Here is a 19325-nt window from a genome sequence, read left to right on the forward strand (position 1 = left end):
GAGAGGTTGTTATGCCTGAATTACCGTTACAGCTCAACAGCCTGGATGTAAATCCGAATAATTAGCAGGCAGGCCGAAGCCTGCCTGTGGACTTACTTCTCTTGCGGAAAAATCAGGTTGAGCACGATGGCGGTAATGCCACCTGCCGCAATGCCGGAAGAGAGCAGGGTTTTCAGCCACTCGGGCGCAAACTGCAGGATTAAGGGTTGCTGAGAAACACCCAGCCCCACCGCCAGCGACAGCGCGATGATCATGATGGCGCGACGGTTAAGCGGCTCGCGTGACACGATGCGAACGCCCGAGGCGGCGATGGTGCCGAACATCACAATGGTTGCGCCGCCGAGCACCGGCTCAGGAATGAGCTGAACCAGACCGCTGACCGCCGGGAACAGTCCCAGCACAATCAGCATCAGTGCGACCACAAAGCCCACGTAGCGGCTGGCCACGCCGGTCAACTGAATCACGCCATTGTTCTGACCGAAGCAGGAGTTAGGGAAGGTATTAAACAGCGCGGAGACAAAGGAGTTAAGACCATTCGCCAGCACGCCACCTTTCAGGCGTTTCATATAGAGCGGTCCGCTCACCGGCTGCTCTGAAACATCCGAGGTGGCGGTGATATCGCCGATGGTCTCCAGAGAGGTGACCATAAACACCAGCATCAGCGGGATAAGCAGATTCCAGTCGAAGCCCAGTCCGTAGTAGAGCGGCGCTGGCACCATGATTAACGGCTGATCAGCAGAAATACCTGCTGCAGGCAGCATGCCCATCGCCCAGGCCAGCAGATAGCCCACCGCCATGGCAATCACCAGGGAGGCAACGCGCAGGTAGGGATTCTTCTGTCGGTTCAGCAGCACGATCACCAGCAGCACGGCTCCGGCCAGCATCAGATTTTTCGGCGCACCAAAGGTATGGTCGTTCATCGCACTGAAACCGCCGCCAATGGAGGTCAGGCCGACCTGAATCAGCGACAGGCCGATAATCATCACCACAATACCGGAAACCAGCGGCGTAATGATCCGGCGCGCCAGATGCAATACGCGCGACAGCACCATCTCGGTACAGGAGGCCACCATCAGCGTGCCAAACAGTGCCGCCATCATAGTGGGCACGTCAGCACCGCCATTTTTCAGCGCCATCCCGCCCATAATCAGAGGCGTCACGAAGTTGAAGCTGGTGCCCTGAATCGACAACAGGCCCGAACCCACCGGTCCCCAGGTTTTTATTTGCAGCAGTGATGCCAAGCCCGATGCAAACAGCGACATGCTGATCACGTGCCGGGTATCTTCTGCAGGCAGGCCCAGCGCCTGACAAATCAGAATCGCAGGCGTAATAACCGCGACAAACATTGCCAGCAGGTGCTGACCGGCGGCAAACAGCGTTTGTGGCAGGGGTGGACGATCTTCAAGACGATAAATCAGTTCACTTTTCGTGGCGGAAGGCTGATCTGGCTGAGGAGTGGTAGACATCTTCTGTTCTTCCCAAAAAATAGTGTGGCGATTGTAATCATCCGTCGGGCAAAAGCAATCGTTTGCCCGGCGAGGATAAAAAAGGCCGACTCAGATGGAGATCAATCAGACGTTGGTATAACGGGTGTTCTCTGGCAGCCAGCGTTCAATCAGGGCGCTGGCCTGCTCGGGATAGTGCTGGTGGATGTGGCGCGCCACACGCTGAACTTCCGGCACCATTGCGGCATCGCGTAGCAGGTCGGCGACTTTGAACTCCGCGTTGCCGGTCTGACGCGTGCCCAGCAGTTCACCCGGCCCGCGAATCTCCAGATCGAACTGAGCAATGACGAAGCCGTCATTACTGTCACGCAGCACCTGAAGACGCTTCTGCGCCGTTTTGCTCAGTGGCGCTTTATAGAGCAGCACACAGTGCGATGCCACGGCACCACGACCTACACGGCCCCGTAGCTGATGCAGCTGCGCCAGCCCTAACCGCTCCGGGTTTTCGATAATCATCAGGCTGGCATTCGGCACGTCAACGCCGACCTCGATGACTGTCGTCGCCACCAGCAGCTGTAGTTCATTCGCTTTAAAGGCCTGCATTACTGCCTGCTTTTCCGCGGGCTTCATCCGGCCATGCACCAGTCCGATATTTAAGTCGGGTAGCGCCGTTTTCAGGGATTCCCAGCTGGCCTCTGCCGCCTGCGCTTCCAGCAATTCGGACTCTTCAATCAGGGTGCAGACCCAGTAAGCCTGACGCCCTTCGCGGCAGGCATGCTCAACCCGCGCCACAATCTCATCGCGTCGGGTATCTGGGATCGCCACGGTGGTCACCGGAGTACGTCCCGGCGGCAGCTCATCGATGGTTGAGGTATCAAGATCGGCATAGGCGGTCATCGCCAGGGTGCGCGGGATCGGGGTAGCGGTCATGATCAGCTGATGCGGATGGAAACCCTGCTCCTCGCCTTTTTCCCACAAGGCCAGTCGCTGGTGGACGCCGAACCGGTGCTGTTCATCAATAATGACCAGCGCCAGACCGTTGAACTGCACCTGCTCCTGAAACAGCGCGTGTGTACCCACGACCATTGCCACCTGACCGCTGGCTATCGCTTCCTGTTGTGCCTGGCGGGCTTTGCCTTTCTGTTTTCCGGCCAGCCAGCCCACTTCAATGCCCAGCGGCGCAAACCACTGGCGGAAGTTACTGGCATGCTGTTCAGCCAGCAGTTCGGTCGGCGCCATCAGCGCAACCTGCTTACCATGGGCGATAACGTTCAGCGCAGAGAGCGCGGCTACCAGTGTCTTGCCCGAGCCGACATCGCCCTGCACCAGCCGCATCATCGGGAAATCGTTGGCCAGATCTTTCTCTATCTCCGTCACCACGCGTTTCTGCGCATTAGTCGGTGAGAAGGGCAGCGCGGCAAGCAGCTGGTCGCTAAGATTGTGTCGCGGCGTCATTGGCAGCGCGTAATAGCGCTGAGCACCGGCGCGCACCGCCAGCATGCTGAGATTGTGCGCCAGCAACTCTTCCAGAATCAGTCTGCGTTGCGCCGGATGACGGCCACTTTCCAGCTCACTGAGACGAAGATCGGGCGGAGGGCGATGCAGGGTACGGAGCGCATCAGGCAGGCTGATTAAACCGCCGCTCAGCTCCTGCGGCAGCAGCTCGGCAATCGGGCAGCTCTCCAGCAGCGTCAGCGCCTGGTCGGTAAGATTACGCAGCGTGGCCTGCCGGATGCCTTCGGTGGTGGGATAAACCGGCGTTAAGGTCTCTTCCAGCGCCACATTGCTCTGTTCGCCCTGGATGCGGTATTCGGGATGAATAATCTCCGCGCCGCGCTGACCGCGTTTAATCTCACCATAGGCGGTGACGCGACGGCCTGGCGACAGGTTGTTCTTCATACCGGCATTGAAATTAAAGAAGCGCATCGTCAGGACACCACTGCCATCGCTGATCTGGCACACCATCATCCGGCGGCGACCAAAGGTGATGTCAGTGTGCAGTACTTCACCTTCTACGGTGGCCCAGATACCGGGCAGCAGATCGTCAATGGCATAGAGCTGGGTGCGATCTTCGTAGCGTAGCGGGAGATGAAGCAGGAGATCCTGAATGGTATGCAGGTCAATTTTGGCCAGTTTTGCTGCCTGGCTGGCACCGACGCCGGTCAGGGTACTGAGCGGGATGGCATCCAGCAGACGGCCTTTCATCTTTTTTTACCGGTCGATTGCATGGTTGCCCACCAGCTGGGATCGGCGTCGACTTCGCCCTGCGCATTGATGCGCGGATAGGGTAAACCTTTCTGCTTTGCGACCCTTGCCAGTACCGGGAATCCGCCTTCAAACAGCAGGCGTTGCTGCTCATCGTCGTCCAGCAGGCTGTAATCGCGCAGGTAAAGACCGGCATTTTGTCGCTGCCGCTGCGCTTCATAAAGAATCAGCGCACAGGCGACTGAGACATTCAGCGACTGCACCATGCCTACCATGGGAATCACGATCTTCCGGTCGGCCAGCGCCAGTGCTTCTTCGGTAATGCCGGTTTTTTCCTGTCCCATTAGGATGCAGGTGGGAAGGGTATAATCGATTTCACGGAAATCCACGGCATCGTCAGAAAGATGGGTCGCCAGAACCTGCATCTTCTGCTGTTTAAGCTGTTTTACAGCGTCGCCGATGGTGGGATGGGTAACCACTTTCACCCAGCTGTTGCTTCCGGCAGACGCGGAAGCCTGGGTGCGCATCCGCTGGCTGGGCCAGACAGCATGCACTTCGTGGATGCCGACTGCGTCGGCCGTGCGGATCACCGCCGACACATTGTGCGGCTTATGCACCTGCTCCATACAGACCGTAAGGTCGTGCTGGCGCAGTGCCAGCATCGCCTGAATCCGGGCAAAACGTTGATCGTTCATGCCTAATTACGGTTACGGTGGACTTTGATCACATCCGGCATCACGCGAATTTTACGCATGATATTCGCCAGATGGACACGGTCGCGTGCGGTCAGGCGGATAAAGGCGCTGTAGACGCGGCCATCACGCTCTTCAGTATTCAGGCTCTGAATATTGGAACCGGCCGTGTTGATTGCTGCCGTCAGGTTCGCCAGTGCGCCCTGATGGTTAAACATGTCGACTTTGATTTCCGCCACGAACTCCTGCTCGGTGACTTTATCCCACTCGACCGGCATGAATTTTTCCGGCTCTTTCTGGTAGCCGCGGATATTGCGACAGGATTCATGATGCACCACCAGTCCTTTGCCAGGGCTGACATGAGCAACAATCGGGTCACCGGGAATCGGTCGGCAGCATTTAGCGAACGTAATCAACACGCCATCAGCACCTTTGATCGGCAGCTTACCACGCTTGCTGTTACTGCTGATGGTCTTGCTGTCCGCCTGCAGCAGGTTCTTCGCCACGACCACGCTCATCGCATTGCCCAGACCAATTTCCGCCAGCAGATCGTCAAGCGAGGTCAGCTTCATACGGTCCAGCTCCTGACGGATATTCTCCGCCGGGATCTCCGCCAGTTTACGGCTGCCGCCCAGCGCATGGCTGAGCAGACGGCGCCCCAGATTAACCGAGTCTTCACGCTTGAGGTTTTTCAACAGCTGGCGAATTTTGGCGCGGGCTTTGGAGCTGACGACAAAGTTGAGCCAGGCGGCGTTGGGACGGGCGCCTGGCGCGGTGATGATCTCAATCGTCTGTCCGCTGGTCAGGGATTGCGACAGCGGATAAGGCTGACGATCAACGCGTGCGCCGACGCAGGCATGGCCGATGTCGGTGTGAACCGCATAGGCGAAGTCCACCGGCGTCGCGCCGGTTGGCAGCTCAACAATGCGGCCTTCAGGCGTAAAGACGTAGATCTCATCCGGGAAGAGATCGGACTTCACGCTTTCGATAAATTCAAACGAACTGCCCGCACTTTGCTGCAGCTCCAGCAGGCTTTGCAGCCAGCGCTGAGCGCGAATCTGTGCGGTAGTGCCACTTTCGCCCGCCTGTTTATACGCCCAGTGCGCAGCGACCCCCATTTCCGCCATCTGATCCATATCCTCGGTGCGAATCTGCACTTCAACCGGCACGCCGTGCGGACCGATCATGGAGGTATGGAGCGATTGATAGCCGTTAGCTTTGGGGATGGCGATGTAATCTTTTACGCGGCCCGGACGCGGCTTATACAAGCTGTGCATCTGGCCCAGAACGCGATAGCAGGTATCCAGATCTTTCACGATGACGCGAAAGGCATAGATATCCATGATCGAGTGAAAACGCTGCTCTTTAAGCGTCATTTTGCGATAGATCGAGTAAAGATGCTTTTCGCGACCGCTGACGCGGCAGGGAATGCCTGCTTCCTGCAGACGGCCATCGATCTCAGAAAGAATCTTCTGGATCATCTCTTTACGATTACCGCGCGCGGCTTTCACCACCTCTTTAATCACCCGATAGCGGTTCGGGTAGAGAGCCTCAAAACCGAGCTCTTCCAGCTCCGTTTTAAGATGATGAATACCCAGGCGATGCGCCAGCGGACTGTAAATGTCTAACGTTTCCAGCGCGATGCGGCGACGTTTGTCCGGGCGTAATGACCCCAGGGTGCGCATATTGTGGGTGCGGTCAGCCAGCTTGATGAGAATGACGCGGATATCCTGCACCATCGCCATAATCATCTTGCGGAAGTTCTCTGCCTGCGCTTCTTTCTTGTCGCGGAATTTCAGCTTATCCAGCTTGGAAACGCCTTCGACCAGCTCCGCCACGCTTTTACCGAACAGCTGTTCCATGTCCTGGTAAGTGGCAGGCGTATCTTCAATCACGTCATGCAGCAGCGCGGCCATGAGGGTTTCATGGTCGAGCTTCATTTCCGCCAGAATACAGGCCACGGCAACCGGATGGGTGATATAAGGCTCACCGCTGGAGCGTGTCTGTCCCTCGTGGGCATCACGTGCGACAAGGTAGGCTTGCTGGAGGCGCTTGATCTGCTCCTCTGGCAAGTATTTTTCAATCAGTTGATTGAGACTTTCAAACAGATACAAGGGCGACCTGCAGGTGGCTGTTAACGACGACCTTCAGCGATAGCGGTAACGGCCTGTAACTCAGCGGCTTCCTGCTCTTGCTGTTCCTGACGGTCACGCACATCTAAAATCTGATTGGTGACCAGACCTTCTTCGATTTCGCGCAGAGCGATAACGGTAGGCTTGTCGTTCTCTTCCGGAACCAGCGGATCTTTGCCGCCAACCTGCATCTGACGTGCACGACGTGCAGCGACCAACACCAGGTCAAAACGATTACCAACTTTTTCTACTGCGTCCTGAACGGTTACGCGTGCCATAGGTGTGCTACTCCACAGATGAAGAAATGACTGCGCATCATACTGAAACTGTATTCAGACTGCCAACAGTTTGCTGATTAAAGCATCGTGACGCGCCTTCTGGCGCGCCATACGCAGACGTTCGGCGCGAATAATGGTTTTCAGATCGGACAGTGCCAGATCGAAATCATCATTCACAATTAAATAGTCATACTCGGCGTAGTGGCTCATTTCCGCTACTGCCTGCGCCATACGACGCGTGATGACCTCTTCGCTGTCCTGGCCACGACCGCGCAGACGGCGATCGAGCTCTTCTTTCGACGGCGGTAAAACGAAGATGCTGCGTGCGCCTGGCATTCTGGCGCGGATTTGCTGCGCACCTTGCCAGTCGATGTCGAGAAACACATCAACGCCGGTTGCCAGCACCTGCTCAATAGCATGGCGCGACGTACCATAATAGTTGTCGAAAACTTTAGCGTGTTCGAGGAAAGCATCTTCCGCGATCATCCGCTCAAATTCATGTTTCTCAACGAAAAAATAATGTTCGCCATGGGCTTCACCCGGACGCATGCCGCGCGTCGTGTGCGAAACAGAGACCTGCGTATCATACAACGGCTGGGTCTTTAACAGTGCCTGAATCAGGCTGGATTTCCCTGCGCCGCTGGGTGCAGAAACAATATAGAGCGTGCCTTGAGCCATGGTTTTCTTGAATTGATTAAAAGCGGAGTCGATTTCCTGCACAGTATACACAGCTTCCCGCTGCCACGCAGCGTTTGCGCAGCGGCAACAGCCAACTTTTGCGTCTCTTCGCGCAAATGTCTGTCAGACCGCTGCAACTAATCCTTTATTGCCACGATACCCCTTCCTGAACCGGACATCGTTTCTGGCTGACGCCAAAGCATGGCTATTGAATACCGAAAAACGTCAGGGGAAAGAGTATGAAAGGATTCGGCTGGCCGCTGTTTGCGGCTGTTTTATGGATCGTTACATGGCCTGTGCATAGCGCCGTTTGTCCGGTCTGGACACCGAACCGGGCGACGGAAGAGATCCGCCGCCTGCAACAGCAACTGCAACACTGGGATGACGCTTACTATCGTCAGGGCCAGAGTCCGGTGGCGGATGCGGATTATGATGCTCTTCAGCAGCGACTGATTCAGTGGCAGCACTGCTTTAGCCCTTATCAGCCGGCTTACGCCCCACAACTGCCGGGTAATGGCACGTCATTGCACCCGGTCGCCCATACTGGCGTAAAAAAGATGCGGGACAAGCTGGCACTGGCTTACTGGATGCAGGGGCGACGCGATCTCTGGGTGCAGCCAAAAGTCGATGGTATCGCCGTTTCACTGGTGTATCGCCAGGGCAGACTGGTGTCGTTGTTAAGTCGTGGCGATGGATTGCGCGGTGAAGAGTGGCTGGCTAAAGCCGCCTGGATCCCGGCGATTCCGCTGAATATCGAGACCCGACTCGACGAGGTTGTGCTGCAGGGTGAGCTATTTCTGCCGATGACCGATCATCAACAGGCCATTGATGGCGGTAAAAATGCTCGCGCACAGGTGGCCGGGGCCATGATGAGTAAACAGCGTGTTCCCCTGCTGAATTCGCTCGATGTTTTCATCTGGGCCTGGCCAGATGGCCCGGCAACAATGACGGAACGCCTTGAGCAACTCAGTCGCTGGGGACTGGGCATTGCGGCAAAATGGAGCCACAGCGTTAAAGATGAAGAGGAGGTCGCTGCCTGGCGGGATCGCTGGTTCCATGCTGCGCTGCCCTTTGTCACTGACGGTGTGGTGGTTCATCAGAGTCTTCGTCCTGCGGGCAAAAACTGGCTGCCGGGAGAGGGAACCTGGGCTGTTGCCTGGAAGTATCAGCCTCCGGAAGTCAGCGCTGAAGTGCTCTCCGTTGATTTTCCGGTTGGTCGAACCGGGAAAATAGCTGCCGTCCTTAATCTGCAGCCGGTGCAGCTGGATGACAAGACCGTCAGGCGGGTTAATGTCGGATCCCTGCGTCGCTGGCAGGAAAGCGATATTGTGGCGGGTGATGTGATTACGCTGAGTCTGGCGGGTCAGGGGATTCCCCGGCTGGAGCGGGTGATCTGGCGCGTGGCAGAGCGCGACTATCCTCAGCCTCCCGACGCGTCGCATTACACGCCGCTAAGCTGTTACACCTTTAGTGCGGAGTGCCAGAAGCAGTTACTGGCAAAATTACGCTGGCTCAGTCAGAAAACGGTGCTGAATATTCCGGGTGTTGAGCGCAGCACCTGGCTGCGCTTACTGGAAACCCGCAGTATGACGCATCTGTTCGGCTGGCTGACGTTAACACCGGAACAGATCGCTGACGCAACGGGCTTCTCTCCGGAACGGGCAGGTCAGCTCTGGCACCGTTTTAATCTCACCCGTCAGCAGCCGTTTCGTCGCTGGGTGGATGCCTTAGGTATTTCACTGCCGCGGAAAGCCCTGAAGTCGCTACCCGATCAGCAGTGGGAGAGCTTAATGCAGCGGGATGTGACGGGCTGGCAGGCGCTACCGGGCGTTGGTGCTGCGCTGGCAAAGCGTCTGGTTGCGCAGTTCCATGATGCTCGTGTGCAGGCGCTGATCGCGTTCCTGCAGCAGCAGGGCATACCTTCTTCCTTAATGCTCGGGATGGGGATAGTTGAAAATCGGCAAACCGAGGCGGAAGCGCAGCGCCAGTAAACGGGCAAAGAAGCCGAACAGCAGGGTAATGATAATCACCGCTTCATGTGCCAGCGTAGTTTTCAGCAGCAGGATATAGATCCAGCCCGAGGCGAAAGCGATACCGGCGTAAAGCTCCTTCTGAAACACCAGCGGAATGCGATTACAGAACATGTCACGCAGTACGCCACCGAAGACGCCGGTAATGACCGCGCTTATTGCGGCAATAATCATGGCATGTCCGGAATCGAGCGCAACCTGCGCGCCGATAATGGAAAAAACCACCAGCCCCAGCGCATCAAGCACCAGGAACACTTTGCGCAGATGTGTCATCAGTGGCGCCAGGAAAGTGGTGATGACCGCTGCTGCTGCCACAATCATGATGTATTCGGGATTTTTAACCCAGCCCAGCGGGTAGTGACCCAGCAGTATGTCGCGCACCGAACCACCGCCGATGGCAGTCACTGACGCGATAATAATGACACCGAACAGATCCATTTTGCGGCGGCCTGCCGCCAGCGCACCGGTCATGGCTTCAGCAGTAATACCAATGATGTAGAGAACGGTCAGTAACATAGCAGACTCCGGTAAAACGGCGGCAAGGCGACGCCTTTGCCTGAAAGACGGCGACAGAGATTTTCAGGTGATCAGCGTCCGTGATAAGCGCAGTGTATACCAGCCAGCCCTGGCGTCCGTATAGAAAGACTTTTCTGCACAGAGCCTGCGGTGAGTGCCTGTTTAAATCTGAGAAGAAACAGTCTGCAGAAGGTTTGTGCGTTGCGGCCCGCTGTTTTCCGGTTCCGGACGGGCGGATATTAACCGACCGTGAACGCCAGACAACGGCTGGAGGTAAGTCAGTTTATAAGTGAGGTAAAAAGGCTGGATGCGGCAGATAAAGAAGGGAATCGATCAGAGAAATAAAGCAACAGGCTTAATAAAAAGAAAAGGCGTGCTGGTTAACAGCACGCCAACGCATCGTTTCGGATGCTCAGAGCCCACCATACAGACTTATTTTATTATTTGTTTCTTGCACGAATTTTAGAAAAGGCTTTCAGGCTAAAATGGTATTCCGGCTGGAACCATGAACGACCATAGTAGCAGTAAATCAGCATGCGAATAGATGCCATCGCCAGATAACCCCAGATCGCACACAATACTGAAGGTGTCAGCCAGACGGTAAATAAAGTGACGGCAAGACCGGCTAATACTGATGAGGTTTCAGCAAAAGCGATACGGGTATATTGTTTTTCGCGCTGTAATATCGCACGGTAATGCTGACCCTGCGGGATGATAATAAACACCACTGAGACCATCTGCAGCATTAACGCCAGTTCAGGTTGACCAAACAGACTGTTCAGCAGGTGACTGCCCGTAAATAACAGACCAAACACCGCGACACCCATCAACATATTACCCCAGTAGATCGTGGAGAGGTCGTTGATAGAGAGCATACAGCGGCGGATCAGCTTATTTGAGAAGCCGCGATCGGCCAGCGTATCGATAGCCAGTAAAGCTATCACGGCGATCGCCAGCAGGTTCAGTTCATTCGCCTGCAGAATCTGCGCCAGCAACGAAAGCTGCAGTACGCCGATGCCAATAATTTTGATTGAAGAGAGCAGAGACCACTTTGCGCTATTAAGACTGCTTTCACGTATTGCCATAATATACTCGTTAGAGTTCATTGACTCTGTGAGAATTAAATCGTTGTGTAACAGCAATGAGAGGTTGCTGTGACACCGTTGGTTAGTGCAATTTTTCCGGCCGGAGTCCTGAAATACCTTTCCAGGCTTGCCATGTTATTATGGATTCAATCAAATGGTGCCCGGATAAAAAACAGATATCCCTGGTAAATTCTCTGTTTCGTGTCATGGCGGAATCCCCTGCAGCGAATAAGAATTCCGCCAGATCACGAATAAATCCTGTTGTAGTTTTATATTCTCCTGCCAGCATCCTTGCGGCAATCTCAACGAATTCTTTTTCTGATAACAAAGGATACGCAGAGCGGTCCATGACTTTTTTCCTGCTTTATCATTATGGGTATTGCTGTGTGTGGAATGATTTATACATTGTTTTATTTAATTTAACACCATAAGAAAAGTCTGATTACGCTACCGCAGAAATAAATGGTTTCACTTCATGCATGATAAATATTAAATCTCCAGTACGAGAGTAATAAACGATTGTTGATGATTAATGTATGTGTTTTAGCGAAATTGTTTACACAGCAGATGAAGATGCCTGAAATCAGTGGGGACAGCCTGCCTGTCAGGCACTTTTGCCAGGAATTTTCCTGGCAACAATGCTTAAGCAGGGTTGGTGATAAACGTGTAGAAGGGGCATGCAATCAGATAAACGCTTTATGCTTTATCATCGGAAGTTTTTCTGTTTTTTTTCATAAACAGCCAGTGATAAGTACAGAGAAAAAATCGAGCTAAGTCATTGATTTACTGTGTCAGAAGCTGGTTAAGCTTCTCAAGATCGTTGCTAACCCATTCAATATCCTGCTTAAATCTCTCATCTGAAGTAAATGGCTGGCGGTAAACCGTCACCATCACCTCGGCACCCTGCTCGTTGGCTATCACGCGCATCGGCACATAGATTTCCTTTCCTGAGCCACTGTCAATCCAGTGATCCATTACGCCAAACGGATTATGTGGCGAGAACCGGAGCTTTACATTTCCCTGAGGGCCTTTAGCACGCCAGCGATTGCCATCAGGCTCTAACGCACTATTCGTCAGTCCGGACGCCCACTTTGGAAAAAATTCCGGCTTCCAGATGGTTTCATAAAGATCTAACCAGTGACGCGGAATCGTCAGGCTCAGCGTGCGCGAGGAGAACATATAACCTCCGGAGGATAAGCTAAAAAAGCATTAAAGCATGGGGTCAGGCTCGTTAATACGTTGTAACAGCAGAAGTGTGGTGTTGAGAGGGTTTCGTACAAACGGCAGACAACGGATGAGGCTGTCTGCCGCTGACTCAGATGAAATTGCCGCGTGCAGAAACTGCGTGCTCTTCGCTATGCCCACTGGCACGACGCAGAACAAAGCCATCCGACTGAGCCATCACTGCGCAACTGTGATTCGGGAAGATACGAAGCAGCGTGCCGACTTCAGGACGGCGATCCTGATAAAGCAGAAAACCATGCTCCTCAGATAACTTTGTCACCTCATACGTGTGGCCCGCTTCGTCGGCTGCAACACCAAAGCCGCTGGCATTGGTGCCGTGTGGCCCTTTATCCGAACTCAGCATTTTCGATCCGGCATCCACAATTGCGAAATGATCGTTTACCGCTACCACACGGGTAATGACGCTCATTGCCAGCTGGTCAACGTGACTTAGCCCGAGGCGACAGGCGGTAAGGTCCAGCAGTGCATAGTTGCCAGGCCGGATTTCACTGATGCCGGGCGCAACCTCGGCTGCCAGGGCCGTAGGCGTTGAACCCACAGAGAGCGGGCAGTCGGTAAATCCCGCAGCCTGCAGTTTTGCCTGAAGCTGCTGCATCAATACCGTTTCCTGCCTGGCAACATCAACAATAGCCGCGGCATTACCGGCACCATAAGCGTGACCGGCATGCGACACTAATCCGGCAAAGCGTAAGCCTCTGTCCCGCAGCGCCTGAGCAATTAGCACGGCTTCATCACTATCAGGATTAACACCAATCCGGTGTAATCCAACATCCACCTTAATCGCCACCGCCAGCGCGCAGTCTGGCTGTTGCTGCCACGCATCCGCAATCGCTGCTACACCCTGCAGCCTGTCCGCGATCAGGGTAAGTTTTGCCTGATGAAGCACGGCGAGACGCAGCAGCTCAGCTACGCTTTGCGGTTGCACAACCGGGTAGGCTAACAGCAGATCGCGAACGCCCCCCTGAATAAAGCTGATACCTTCGCTGGGTTTAGAGACCGTGACACCCTGAGCACCATATTCAAGCTGACGCTGAGCAATCCAGACACTTTTATGTGTTTTGATATGCGGACGCAACGCGACGCCTGTTGCACTGGCTTTGCGCTGCATATGCTGCAGATTCTGCTCCAGGCGCTCTGCATCCACTTCAATATAGGGCGTAAGGCGGTCATCAATCAGCGGCCTCTGCCACTGCTGTGTATCGTTGATATCCATAAGCTTATCCGGCTTTAACGAGGTAAGAGAATTCATCATTCCTTAATTAACTTTCTGATACCAGCCTGGTGGCCGTGAAAGAGGCGCTGAACAGCAAAAATTAAAGCGTGTGTTAACCCAGGATAGAGCATGCAGCACATGGATGAACCGGAGAGGATATTTAAGCAGACGGGATTAGCAGAATAAAAAAAGCAGGCGCGGTGCCTGCTTTATCTGTTTACTCAGACGTAGAGTGATTGTTCACCCGGCGGACGGGTTTTGAATCGGCGATGCAGCCAGAGGTATTGTTCCGGTGCACGCAGAATCTGATTCTCGATCACTTTATTCATATAAGCTGCAGCAGCAGCCTCGTCCGTATGAGGATAATTTTCCAGCATCGGCTCAATGATCAGATGATAGCCCTCATTATCTGCATTACGAATCAGCATAATCGGCACCATCGCTGGCTTCGCCAGACGCGACAGCACAAAAGTGCCGTTGGTGGTGGCCGCTTTTTCTACCGCAAACAGTGGCGCAAAAGTGCTGCCTTTCGGGCCATAATCCTGGTCCGGCGCAAACCAGACCGATTCACCCTGTTTCAGAGCATTAACCATGCCGCGCAGATCGCGGCGGTCGATCATCGCTTTGTTTGAGCGCATCCGGCCTTTGGTCTGCACATATTCCATTGCCTGATTGTTGTGCGGGCGATACATCGCCATCATCGGCTGACAGAGACCGCTGATGCGGCCGCCCAGCTCCAGTGACATGAAATGCACGCCAATCAGCATCACACCGCGCTTTTCACTCTGCGCAGCGTGGAGATTATCCATACCTGACACTTTAAACAGACGTTTTACCGCACGGTCAGACCAGAACCAGGCAATACCGGTTTCAGCCAGCGCCATACCTAACGACGCAAAATTACCGGCAATCATATGTTCTGTTTTTTCTTCACTGATGCCAGGAAAGCAGAGCTCAATGTTACGACGGGTGATGCGCTCACGGCGTTGCAGGAAATGACGGGAAATTTTGCCGGCACCGGCACCGAGACGCATAAGAACAGGGTAGGGAAGCTGGACCAGAAGCCAGAGTACACCAAGACCAAACCAGGTAAACCAATAACGCGGATGCAGCAGCGAACTGCTAAATTTTCCGGTGTTTTTCATTAACAACCTTCATGAGATAGATGGATGTATCGCATAAAGAGCACTTCCATAAGTCTCCAGGCGGTACAGCTGTACTGATTTCGACCAACACTTTATCAAAAAGTGCCTTCAAAGAAAGGGAAACTACGGAATCTACAGGATTGACCTGTTTCATGGAGCCAGCGTTTCGGGTGCGAAAAAAGGGTTCACAACAGGAAAAAGATTTTAAATTCAAAAAATTAAAAAAGACAGACCTGAAATGCGAAGTGTGACTGACAGGCGTTCCGGAAGAGTCCGGAAATGTTTATTTATCAATCTTTACGTAGTGTTGAAGCCAGCCACGGTAATAAAAGGTCGGAGGTGTTGATGAATCTCAAACTTTAGTGCCTGAAAAATGAACAAAGCGCCATCAATGGCGCTTCATTAATGACCTGCCGGAAATGTATTACTCAATATTCTGAATCTGCTCGCGCATCTGTTCAATCAGCACTTTCAGTTCGATCGCTGACGCGGTGATATCGGCATTGATCGACTTTGATGCCAGCGTGTTCGACTCACGGTTGAACTCCTGCATCATGAAATCGAGCCGACGGCCAACCGCTTCTTTCTTTTTCAGGATGTTGTAGGTCTCTTTAACGTGCGCATCCAGACGATCCAGCTCTTCGGAGACGTCGACACGCTGCGCCATCATCACCAGTTCCTGCTCAAGGCGATTGTTCTCCAGCTGAACTTCAGCATCTTCCAGTTTGGCGACCAGACGTTCACGCTGCCATTTGATGACTTCAGGCATCTGCGCACGCACTTTACTGACTTCCTGCGAGACCCCTTCCAGACGCTGCTCAATCATCGCTTTCAGCGCGGTGCCTTCGCTTTCACGTGCCGCAATGAAATCATCCAGCGCACTATCCAGCGCCTTCAACAACTGTGTGTTAATGGCATCCAGATCCTGCTCCTGTGCAGACATCACACCGGGCCAGCGCAGGATATCCAGCGGATTAATCGCGCCTTCATCGCTCTGCATTTTCACCCAGTTGGCTGCCTGCACCAGCTGTTTCGCCAGCGTTTCGTTGAGCATCAGCTCGCCCTGTGCACTGGGGTCTGCGTCATAACGCAGGTTGCACTCAATTTTACCGCGCGTCAGACGCTGACGAATGCGTTCGCGGATAACCGGCTCCAGCCCACGAAACTGTTCCGGCAGACGGATGTAGGTTTCCAGATAACGCTGGTTAACAGAACGCAGCTCCCAGGCGGCGCTGCCCCATTCGCCTTTGGCTTCGCTGCGGGCATAAGCGGTCATACTGCGGATCATAAGCGGTACTCATTTGCGGAAAGATGGGTGAAGTATAGCGAGGCGAGCCACGGCATAACAGGCATAAGCGTCTCACCGGAAAATAACGAACCATTTCCGCTTTCCGCGAGAGCCACTTATGATGACCACTAACCCCTTGTGAGGATGATCGATTTATGTCACGCGTTATTGCTCTTCCTGTTGTGATGGCTCTGCTGCTGGCAGGTTGCCAGACGCGCCACGCGCCGCCCACGAAACCGCAACCCATCTGTGCGGGTGGCGACATGATGATGCAAACCACACTGTGGTTTGGACTGAGCAAACCAGATGGCGGCAGGGTGAGTTCACTCGACTGGATGAACTTTGTGGATAATGAGGTCACGCCACGCTTCAAAGCGGGACTGTCGGTTTATGACGCTAAAGGGCAATGGCTGGGCGAGAACGGCAAACTGGCACGTGAGAACAGTAAAGCGCTGATGCTGATCCACGGTATCGATCCTGCCACCAATCAGGACATTGAGGCGTTACGTACCCTCTATAAAAAACGCTTTGGTCAGGAGTCGGTGATGCGGGTGGATGCACCCGTCTGTGTCGGATTCTAGGATGAACGCGGGCGGCAGCGAGGCCGCCCGCGGAGTACTCAGATAAACAGACCGGCAAAAGCCGCAGAGAGCAGGCTCACCAGTGTGGAGCCATAGACCAGCTTCCAGCCAAACCGGGAAACCACATTTCCCTGTTTCTCGTTCAGGCCTTTAATTGCGCCCGCCACAATGCCGATAGAGGCAAAGTTAGCAAAGGAAACCAGGAACACCGACAGAATACCCAGCCCACGCGCACTCATGCCCGCCGCGACTTTCTGTAGCTCAATCATCGCCACAAACTCATTCGCGACCAGCTTGGTTGCCATGATGCTGGCCGCCTGCAGGGCATCCGCTTTGGGAATGCCGATCAGCCAGGCCAGAGGATAGAACAGATAGCCAAGCAGCTGCTGGAAGCTGTAACCGAACACCGCCGCAAACAGCGCGTTGATGGCAGCAATCAGGGCAATAAAGCCAATCAGCATGGCCAGAATGATCATCGCCACTTTGAAACCAGCCAGGATGTACTCACCCAGCATCTCAAAGAAACTCTGCTCTTCATGCAGTTTTTCCAGCGCGATAGGCTGCTCATTCTGGCTCTCCATCGGGTTGATGATCGACAGAATGATGAAGGTACTGAACATGTTAAGCAGCAGTGCGGCAACCACATACTTCGGTTCAATCATCGACATATAAGCACCGACAATCGATAGCGAAACGGTAGACATCGCGGTCGCTGCCATGGTGTAGAGCCGGCGCGGCGGGATATCACCCAGAATCCCTTTATAGGCGATGAAGTTTTCCGACTGACCGAGAATCAGCGTGCTGACGGCGTTAAATGACTCCAGCTTGCCCATGCCGTTAATCTTCGACAGCAGCGTCCCGAAAATCCGGATCAGCAGCGGCAGGATGCGCCAGTGCTGCAATATGCCGATGAGTGCTGAAATAAAGACAATCGGGCAGAGCACGCCAAGGAAGATAAATGCCAGCCCCTGTTTGCTCATTCCGCCAAACACGAATTCTGTACCCTGTGCGGCAAAGCCAAGCAGCGTCTCAAAGAATCCCGCGAACGAGCCAACCAGCGCCAGCCCTCCGGCAGAGTGAAGGAAGAACCAGCCCAGCGCGGCTTCCACCACAATCAGTTGAACAATAAAGCGCAGGCGAATCTGTTTACGGTCATGACTGACCAGCAGCGCAAGGGCGAAAATCACCACCAGCGCCAGCAGGAAATGAAGAATGGCGGCCATATGTCTTTTTTATCAGAGAGAAAGGAAAGCGCATTTAGCCACAGCTGGCCGGGAATTTCATCTGGTGCCTGCGTCAGACCGGCGCAAGAGACAGCGGGCAAGGAAGTCCGTATAATGCGCAGCCAATCATTAGCAAGCCGGAGAATACCCATGCGTCCAGCAGGCCGTAGCGCACAACAGGTGCGTCCAGTCACATTGACCCGCAATTACACCAAACACGCAGAGGGTTCCGTTCTGGTGGAATTCGGCGAAACGAAAGTGCTTTGCACTGCCTCCGTAGACGAAGGGGTTCCGCGTTTCCTTAAAGGCCAGGGCCAGGGCTGGGTCACGGCTGAATATGGCATGCTGCCGCGTTCTACCCACAGTCGTATGGCGCGTGAAGCCGCAAAAGGCAAGCAGGGTGGCCGTACGCTGGAGATTCAGCGTCTGATCGCCCGTTCACTGCGCGCCGCGGTTGATCTTAAAGCGCTGGGTGAATTTACCATCACGCTCGACTGTGACGTCATTCAGGCCGATGGCGGCACCCGCACCGCGTCAATTACCGGCGCCTGCGTGGCGCTGGCCGATGCGCTGAACAAGCTGGTGGCCAGCGGCAAGCTGAAAGCCAATCCAATGAAGGGCATGGTCGCGGCGATTTCAGTAGGTATCGTTAAAGGCGAAGCGCTGTGCGATCTGGAGTACGTTGAGGACTCCGCGGCAGAAACCGACATGAACGTCGTGATGATGGAAGATGGTCGCATGATCGAGGTGCAGGGCACCGCTGAGGGCGAACCGTTCAGCCATGAAGAGCTGCTGACGCTACTGGCGCTGGCACGTGGCGGCATTGAGGAATTGATTCAGGCGCAGAAAGCAGCGCTGGAAAATTGATGTAACAGGCGACCTCAGGGTCGCCTTTTCTTTATTTGAGGAGTGAGAAATGAAAGCCTGGCAGCGTCAGTTTATTGAATTCGCCCTGAACAAGCAGGTGCTGAAGTTCGGTGAGTTCACTTTAAAGTCAGGGCGTAAAAGCCCCTATTTCTTTAATGCTGGTCTGTTTAACAGCGGACGGGATTTAGCGCTGCTGGGACGCTTCTACGCGCAGGCGCTGGTGGATGGCGCTGTCGATTTCGATCTGCTGTTCGGCCCGGCCTATAAAGGCATTCCGATTGCGACCACCACTGCGGTGGCGCTGGCGGACCATCATGACCGCGATGTGCCCTACTGCTTCAACCGCAAAGAAGCCAAAGATCACGGTGAAGGCGGCCTGCTGGTGGGCAGCCCGCTGCAGGGCAAAGTGATGCTGGTGGACGATGTGATCACGGCAGGTACAGCGATTCGTGAGTCGATGGATATTATCGGTGCGCATAACGCTACCCTGGCAGGCGTGCTGGTGTCGCTTGATCGTCAGGAGCGTGGACGTGGAGAGATGTCGGCGATTCAGGAAGTGGAACGTGATTACGGCTGCAAAGTGACCGCCATTATCACACTGGCCGACCTTATTAGCTGGCTGGAAGAGAAACCGGAGATGGCCGATCATCTGGCTCAGGTTCGTGCCTATCAGAAAGCGTACGGGATTTAACAGAGGCGGGC

General features: G+C 54.3%; 19 protein-coding genes. 5 read left to right on the forward strand and 14 right to left on the reverse strand.

All coding sequences use genetic code 11. The features are described from left to right. Nucleotides 1–92: 92 nt before the first annotated feature. The 6 genes from IV493_RS18095 to gmk form a co-directional block, all read right to left on the reverse strand. Entirely contained in the window at nucleotides 93–1466 is a 1374-nt protein-coding gene (locus IV493_RS18095) for an NCS2 family protein (RefSeq protein ID WP_195857549.1), read from the reverse strand. Between the two features lie 105 nt (nucleotides 1467–1571). Next, nucleotides 1572–3650: an ATP-dependent DNA helicase RecG gene (gene recG / locus IV493_RS18100; protein ID WP_033784321.1), complete on the reverse strand. Its 2079-nt coding sequence runs from the start codon at nucleotides 3648–3650 to the stop codon at nucleotides 1572–1574. After that, a complete protein-coding gene (gene trmH / locus IV493_RS18105) occupies nucleotides 3647–4345 on the reverse strand; it encodes a tRNA (guanosine(18)-2'-O)-methyltransferase TrmH (protein ID WP_013359524.1) in 699 nt (232 codons plus the stop codon). Before trmH ends, recG begins: the two co-directional genes overlap by 4 nt. Before the next feature lie 2 nt (nucleotides 4346–4347). After that, the gene (gene spoT, locus IV493_RS18110; RefSeq protein WP_195857550.1) at nucleotides 4348–6456 is read right to left on the reverse strand and encodes a bifunctional GTP diphosphokinase/guanosine-3',5'-bis pyrophosphate 3'-pyrophosphohydrolase; all 2109 of its coding nucleotides are present in this window, start codon (nucleotides 6454–6456) and stop codon (nucleotides 4348–4350) included. A 20-nt stretch (nucleotides 6457–6476) separates the two neighbouring features. After that, entirely contained in the window at nucleotides 6477–6752 is a 276-nt protein-coding gene (rpoZ, locus tag IV493_RS18115) for a DNA-directed RNA polymerase subunit omega (protein ID WP_003851346.1), read from the reverse strand. 54 nt (nucleotides 6753–6806) lie between these two features. Then, nucleotides 6807–7430 (reverse strand): guanylate kinase, encoded by a 624-nt coding sequence (gene gmk / locus IV493_RS18120; protein ID WP_033734537.1) that lies wholly within the window; start codon nucleotides 7428–7430, stop codon nucleotides 6807–6809. A gap of 239 nt (nucleotides 7431–7669) precedes the next feature. Here gmk and ligB point away from each other — a divergent pair, with 239 nt between their 5' ends. After that, nucleotides 7670–9421, forward strand: coding sequence for an NAD-dependent DNA ligase LigB (gene ligB / locus IV493_RS18125; protein WP_195857551.1), 1752 nt, complete (start codon nucleotides 7670–7672; stop codon nucleotides 9419–9421). Here ligB and IV493_RS18130 read toward each other — a convergent pair. From IV493_RS18130 to lpxP, 6 genes are all read right to left on the reverse strand, one after another. Then, entirely contained in the window at nucleotides 9359–9976 is a 618-nt protein-coding gene (locus IV493_RS18130) for a trimeric intracellular cation channel family protein (protein ID WP_013359520.1), read from the reverse strand. The genes ligB and IV493_RS18130 overlap by 63 nt on opposite strands. A 440-nt stretch (nucleotides 9977–10416) precedes the next feature. Then, on the reverse strand, nucleotides 10417–11061 hold the full coding sequence (locus IV493_RS18135; RefSeq protein ID WP_041457277.1) for an oligosaccharide flippase family protein: 645 nt from the start codon (nucleotides 11059–11061) through the stop codon (nucleotides 10417–10419). Nucleotides 11062–11143: 82 nt separating this feature from the next. Then, nucleotides 11144–11410 (reverse strand): hypothetical protein, encoded by a 267-nt coding sequence (locus IV493_RS18140; RefSeq protein ID WP_041457142.1) that lies wholly within the window; start codon nucleotides 11408–11410, stop codon nucleotides 11144–11146. A gap of 434 nt (nucleotides 11411–11844) precedes the next feature. Next, complete coding sequence (locus IV493_RS18145) at nucleotides 11845–12240, reverse strand: hypothetical protein (RefSeq protein WP_013359518.1); 396 nt, start codon at nucleotides 12238–12240, stop codon at nucleotides 11845–11847. Nucleotides 12241–12376: 136 nt separating this feature from the next. Further along, nucleotides 12377–13519 carry an alanine racemase gene (locus IV493_RS18150; protein WP_041457141.1) on the reverse strand — a complete coding sequence of 381 codons (1143 nt, stop codon included), beginning with the start codon at nucleotides 13517–13519 and terminating at the stop codon, nucleotides 12377–12379. Between the two features lie 221 nt (nucleotides 13520–13740). Further along, nucleotides 13741–14664 (reverse strand): kdo(2)-lipid IV(A) palmitoleoyltransferase, encoded by a 924-nt coding sequence (gene lpxP / locus IV493_RS18155; protein ID WP_013359516.1) that lies wholly within the window; start codon nucleotides 14662–14664, stop codon nucleotides 13741–13743. A 20-nt stretch (nucleotides 14665–14684) separates the two neighbouring features. On the opposite strand from lpxP, the gene IV493_RS18160 reads away from it, so the two are divergent. After that, entirely contained in the window at nucleotides 14685–14915 is a 231-nt protein-coding gene (locus IV493_RS18160; protein WP_143813119.1) for a hypothetical protein, read from the forward strand. Nucleotides 14916–15088: 173 nt separating this feature from the next. On the opposite strand, the gene IV493_RS18165 is transcribed toward IV493_RS18160, so the two are convergent. After that, nucleotides 15089–15952: a YicC/YloC family endoribonuclease gene (locus IV493_RS18165; protein WP_013359515.1), complete on the reverse strand. Its 864-nt coding sequence runs from the start codon at nucleotides 15950–15952 to the stop codon at nucleotides 15089–15091. A gap of 155 nt (nucleotides 15953–16107) precedes the next feature. Here IV493_RS18165 and IV493_RS18170 point away from each other — a divergent pair, with 155 nt between their 5' ends. Beyond that, nucleotides 16108–16533: a DUF3574 domain-containing protein gene (locus IV493_RS18170; protein WP_013359514.1), complete on the forward strand. Its 426-nt coding sequence runs from the start codon at nucleotides 16108–16110 to the stop codon at nucleotides 16531–16533. A 38-nt stretch (nucleotides 16534–16571) separates the two neighbouring features. Here IV493_RS18170 and IV493_RS18175 read toward each other — a convergent pair whose 3' ends face one another. Beyond that, nucleotides 16572–17756 (reverse strand): NupC/NupG family nucleoside CNT transporter, encoded by a 1185-nt coding sequence (locus IV493_RS18175; protein WP_013359513.1) that lies wholly within the window; start codon nucleotides 17754–17756, stop codon nucleotides 16572–16574. 150 nt (nucleotides 17757–17906) lie between these two features. On the opposite strand from IV493_RS18175, the gene rph reads away from it, so the two are divergent. Further along, a complete protein-coding gene (rph, locus tag IV493_RS18180) occupies nucleotides 17907–18623 on the forward strand; it encodes a ribonuclease PH (RefSeq protein ID WP_003851334.1) in 717 nt (238 codons plus the stop codon). Between the two features lie 49 nt (nucleotides 18624–18672). Then, the gene (pyrE, locus tag IV493_RS18185; protein ID WP_003851333.1) at nucleotides 18673–19314 is read left to right on the forward strand and encodes an orotate phosphoribosyltransferase; all 642 of its coding nucleotides are present in this window, start codon (nucleotides 18673–18675) and stop codon (nucleotides 19312–19314) included. Nucleotides 19315–19325: the final 11 nt, after the last annotated feature.

Source organism: Pantoea sp. SM3640, from assembly GCF_015654165.1.
In the GTDB taxonomy this organism is placed as follows: domain Bacteria; phylum Pseudomonadota; class Gammaproteobacteria; order Enterobacterales; family Enterobacteriaceae; genus Pantoea; species Pantoea vagans.

Bases quoted from the DNA above. Each gene is read 5' to 3' on its own strand.
- IV493_RS18165 (WP_013359515.1), bottom strand. From the start codon at position 15,952: ATGATCCGCAGTATGACCGCTTATGCCCGCAGCGAAGCCAAAGGCGAA.
- IV493_RS18130 (WP_013359520.1), bottom strand. From the start codon at position 9,976: ATGTTACTGACCGTTCTCTACATCATTGGTATTACTGCTGAAGCCATG.
- gmk (WP_033734537.1), bottom strand. From the start codon at position 7,430: ATGGCTCAAGGCACGCTCTATATTGTTTCTGCACCCAGCGGCGCAGGG.
- rpoZ (WP_003851346.1), bottom strand. From the start codon at position 6,752: ATGGCACGCGTAACCGTTCAGGACGCAGTAGAAAAAGTTGGTAATCGT.
- recG (WP_033784321.1), bottom strand. From the start codon at position 3,650: ATGAAAGGCCGTCTGCTGGATGCCATCCCGCTCAGTACCCTGACCGGC.
- IV493_RS18150 (WP_041457141.1), bottom strand. From the start codon at position 13,519: ATGGATATCAACGATACACAGCAGTGGCAGAGGCCGCTGATTGATGAC.
- ligB (WP_195857551.1), top strand. From the start codon at position 7,670: ATGAAAGGATTCGGCTGGCCGCTGTTTGCGGCTGTTTTATGGATCGTT.
- IV493_RS18160 (WP_143813119.1), top strand. From the start codon at position 14,685: ATGGATGTATCGCATAAAGAGCACTTCCATAAGTCTCCAGGCGGTACA.
- IV493_RS18140 (WP_041457142.1), bottom strand. From the start codon at position 11,410: ATGGACCGCTCTGCGTATCCTTTGTTATCAGAAAAAGAATTCGTTGAG.
- IV493_RS18170 (WP_013359514.1), top strand. From the start codon at position 16,108: ATGTCACGCGTTATTGCTCTTCCTGTTGTGATGGCTCTGCTGCTGGCA.
- IV493_RS18175 (WP_013359513.1), bottom strand. From the start codon at position 17,756: ATGGCCGCCATTCTTCATTTCCTGCTGGCGCTGGTGGTGATTTTCGCC.
- lpxP (WP_013359516.1), bottom strand. From the start codon at position 14,664: ATGAAAAACACCGGAAAATTTAGCAGTTCGCTGCTGCATCCGCGTTAT.
- pyrE (WP_003851333.1), top strand. From the start codon at position 18,673: ATGAAAGCCTGGCAGCGTCAGTTTATTGAATTCGCCCTGAACAAGCAG.
- trmH (WP_013359524.1), bottom strand. From the start codon at position 4,345: ATGAACGATCAACGTTTTGCCCGGATTCAGGCGATGCTGGCACTGCGC.
- IV493_RS18095 (WP_195857549.1), bottom strand. From the start codon at position 1,466: ATGTCTACCACTCCTCAGCCAGATCAGCCTTCCGCCACGAAAAGTGAA.
- rph (WP_003851334.1), top strand. From the start codon at position 17,907: ATGCGTCCAGCAGGCCGTAGCGCACAACAGGTGCGTCCAGTCACATTG.
- IV493_RS18145 (WP_013359518.1), bottom strand. From the start codon at position 12,240: ATGTTCTCCTCGCGCACGCTGAGCCTGACGATTCCGCGTCACTGGTTA.
- IV493_RS18135 (WP_041457277.1), bottom strand. From the start codon at position 11,061: ATGGCAATACGTGAAAGCAGTCTTAATAGCGCAAAGTGGTCTCTGCTC.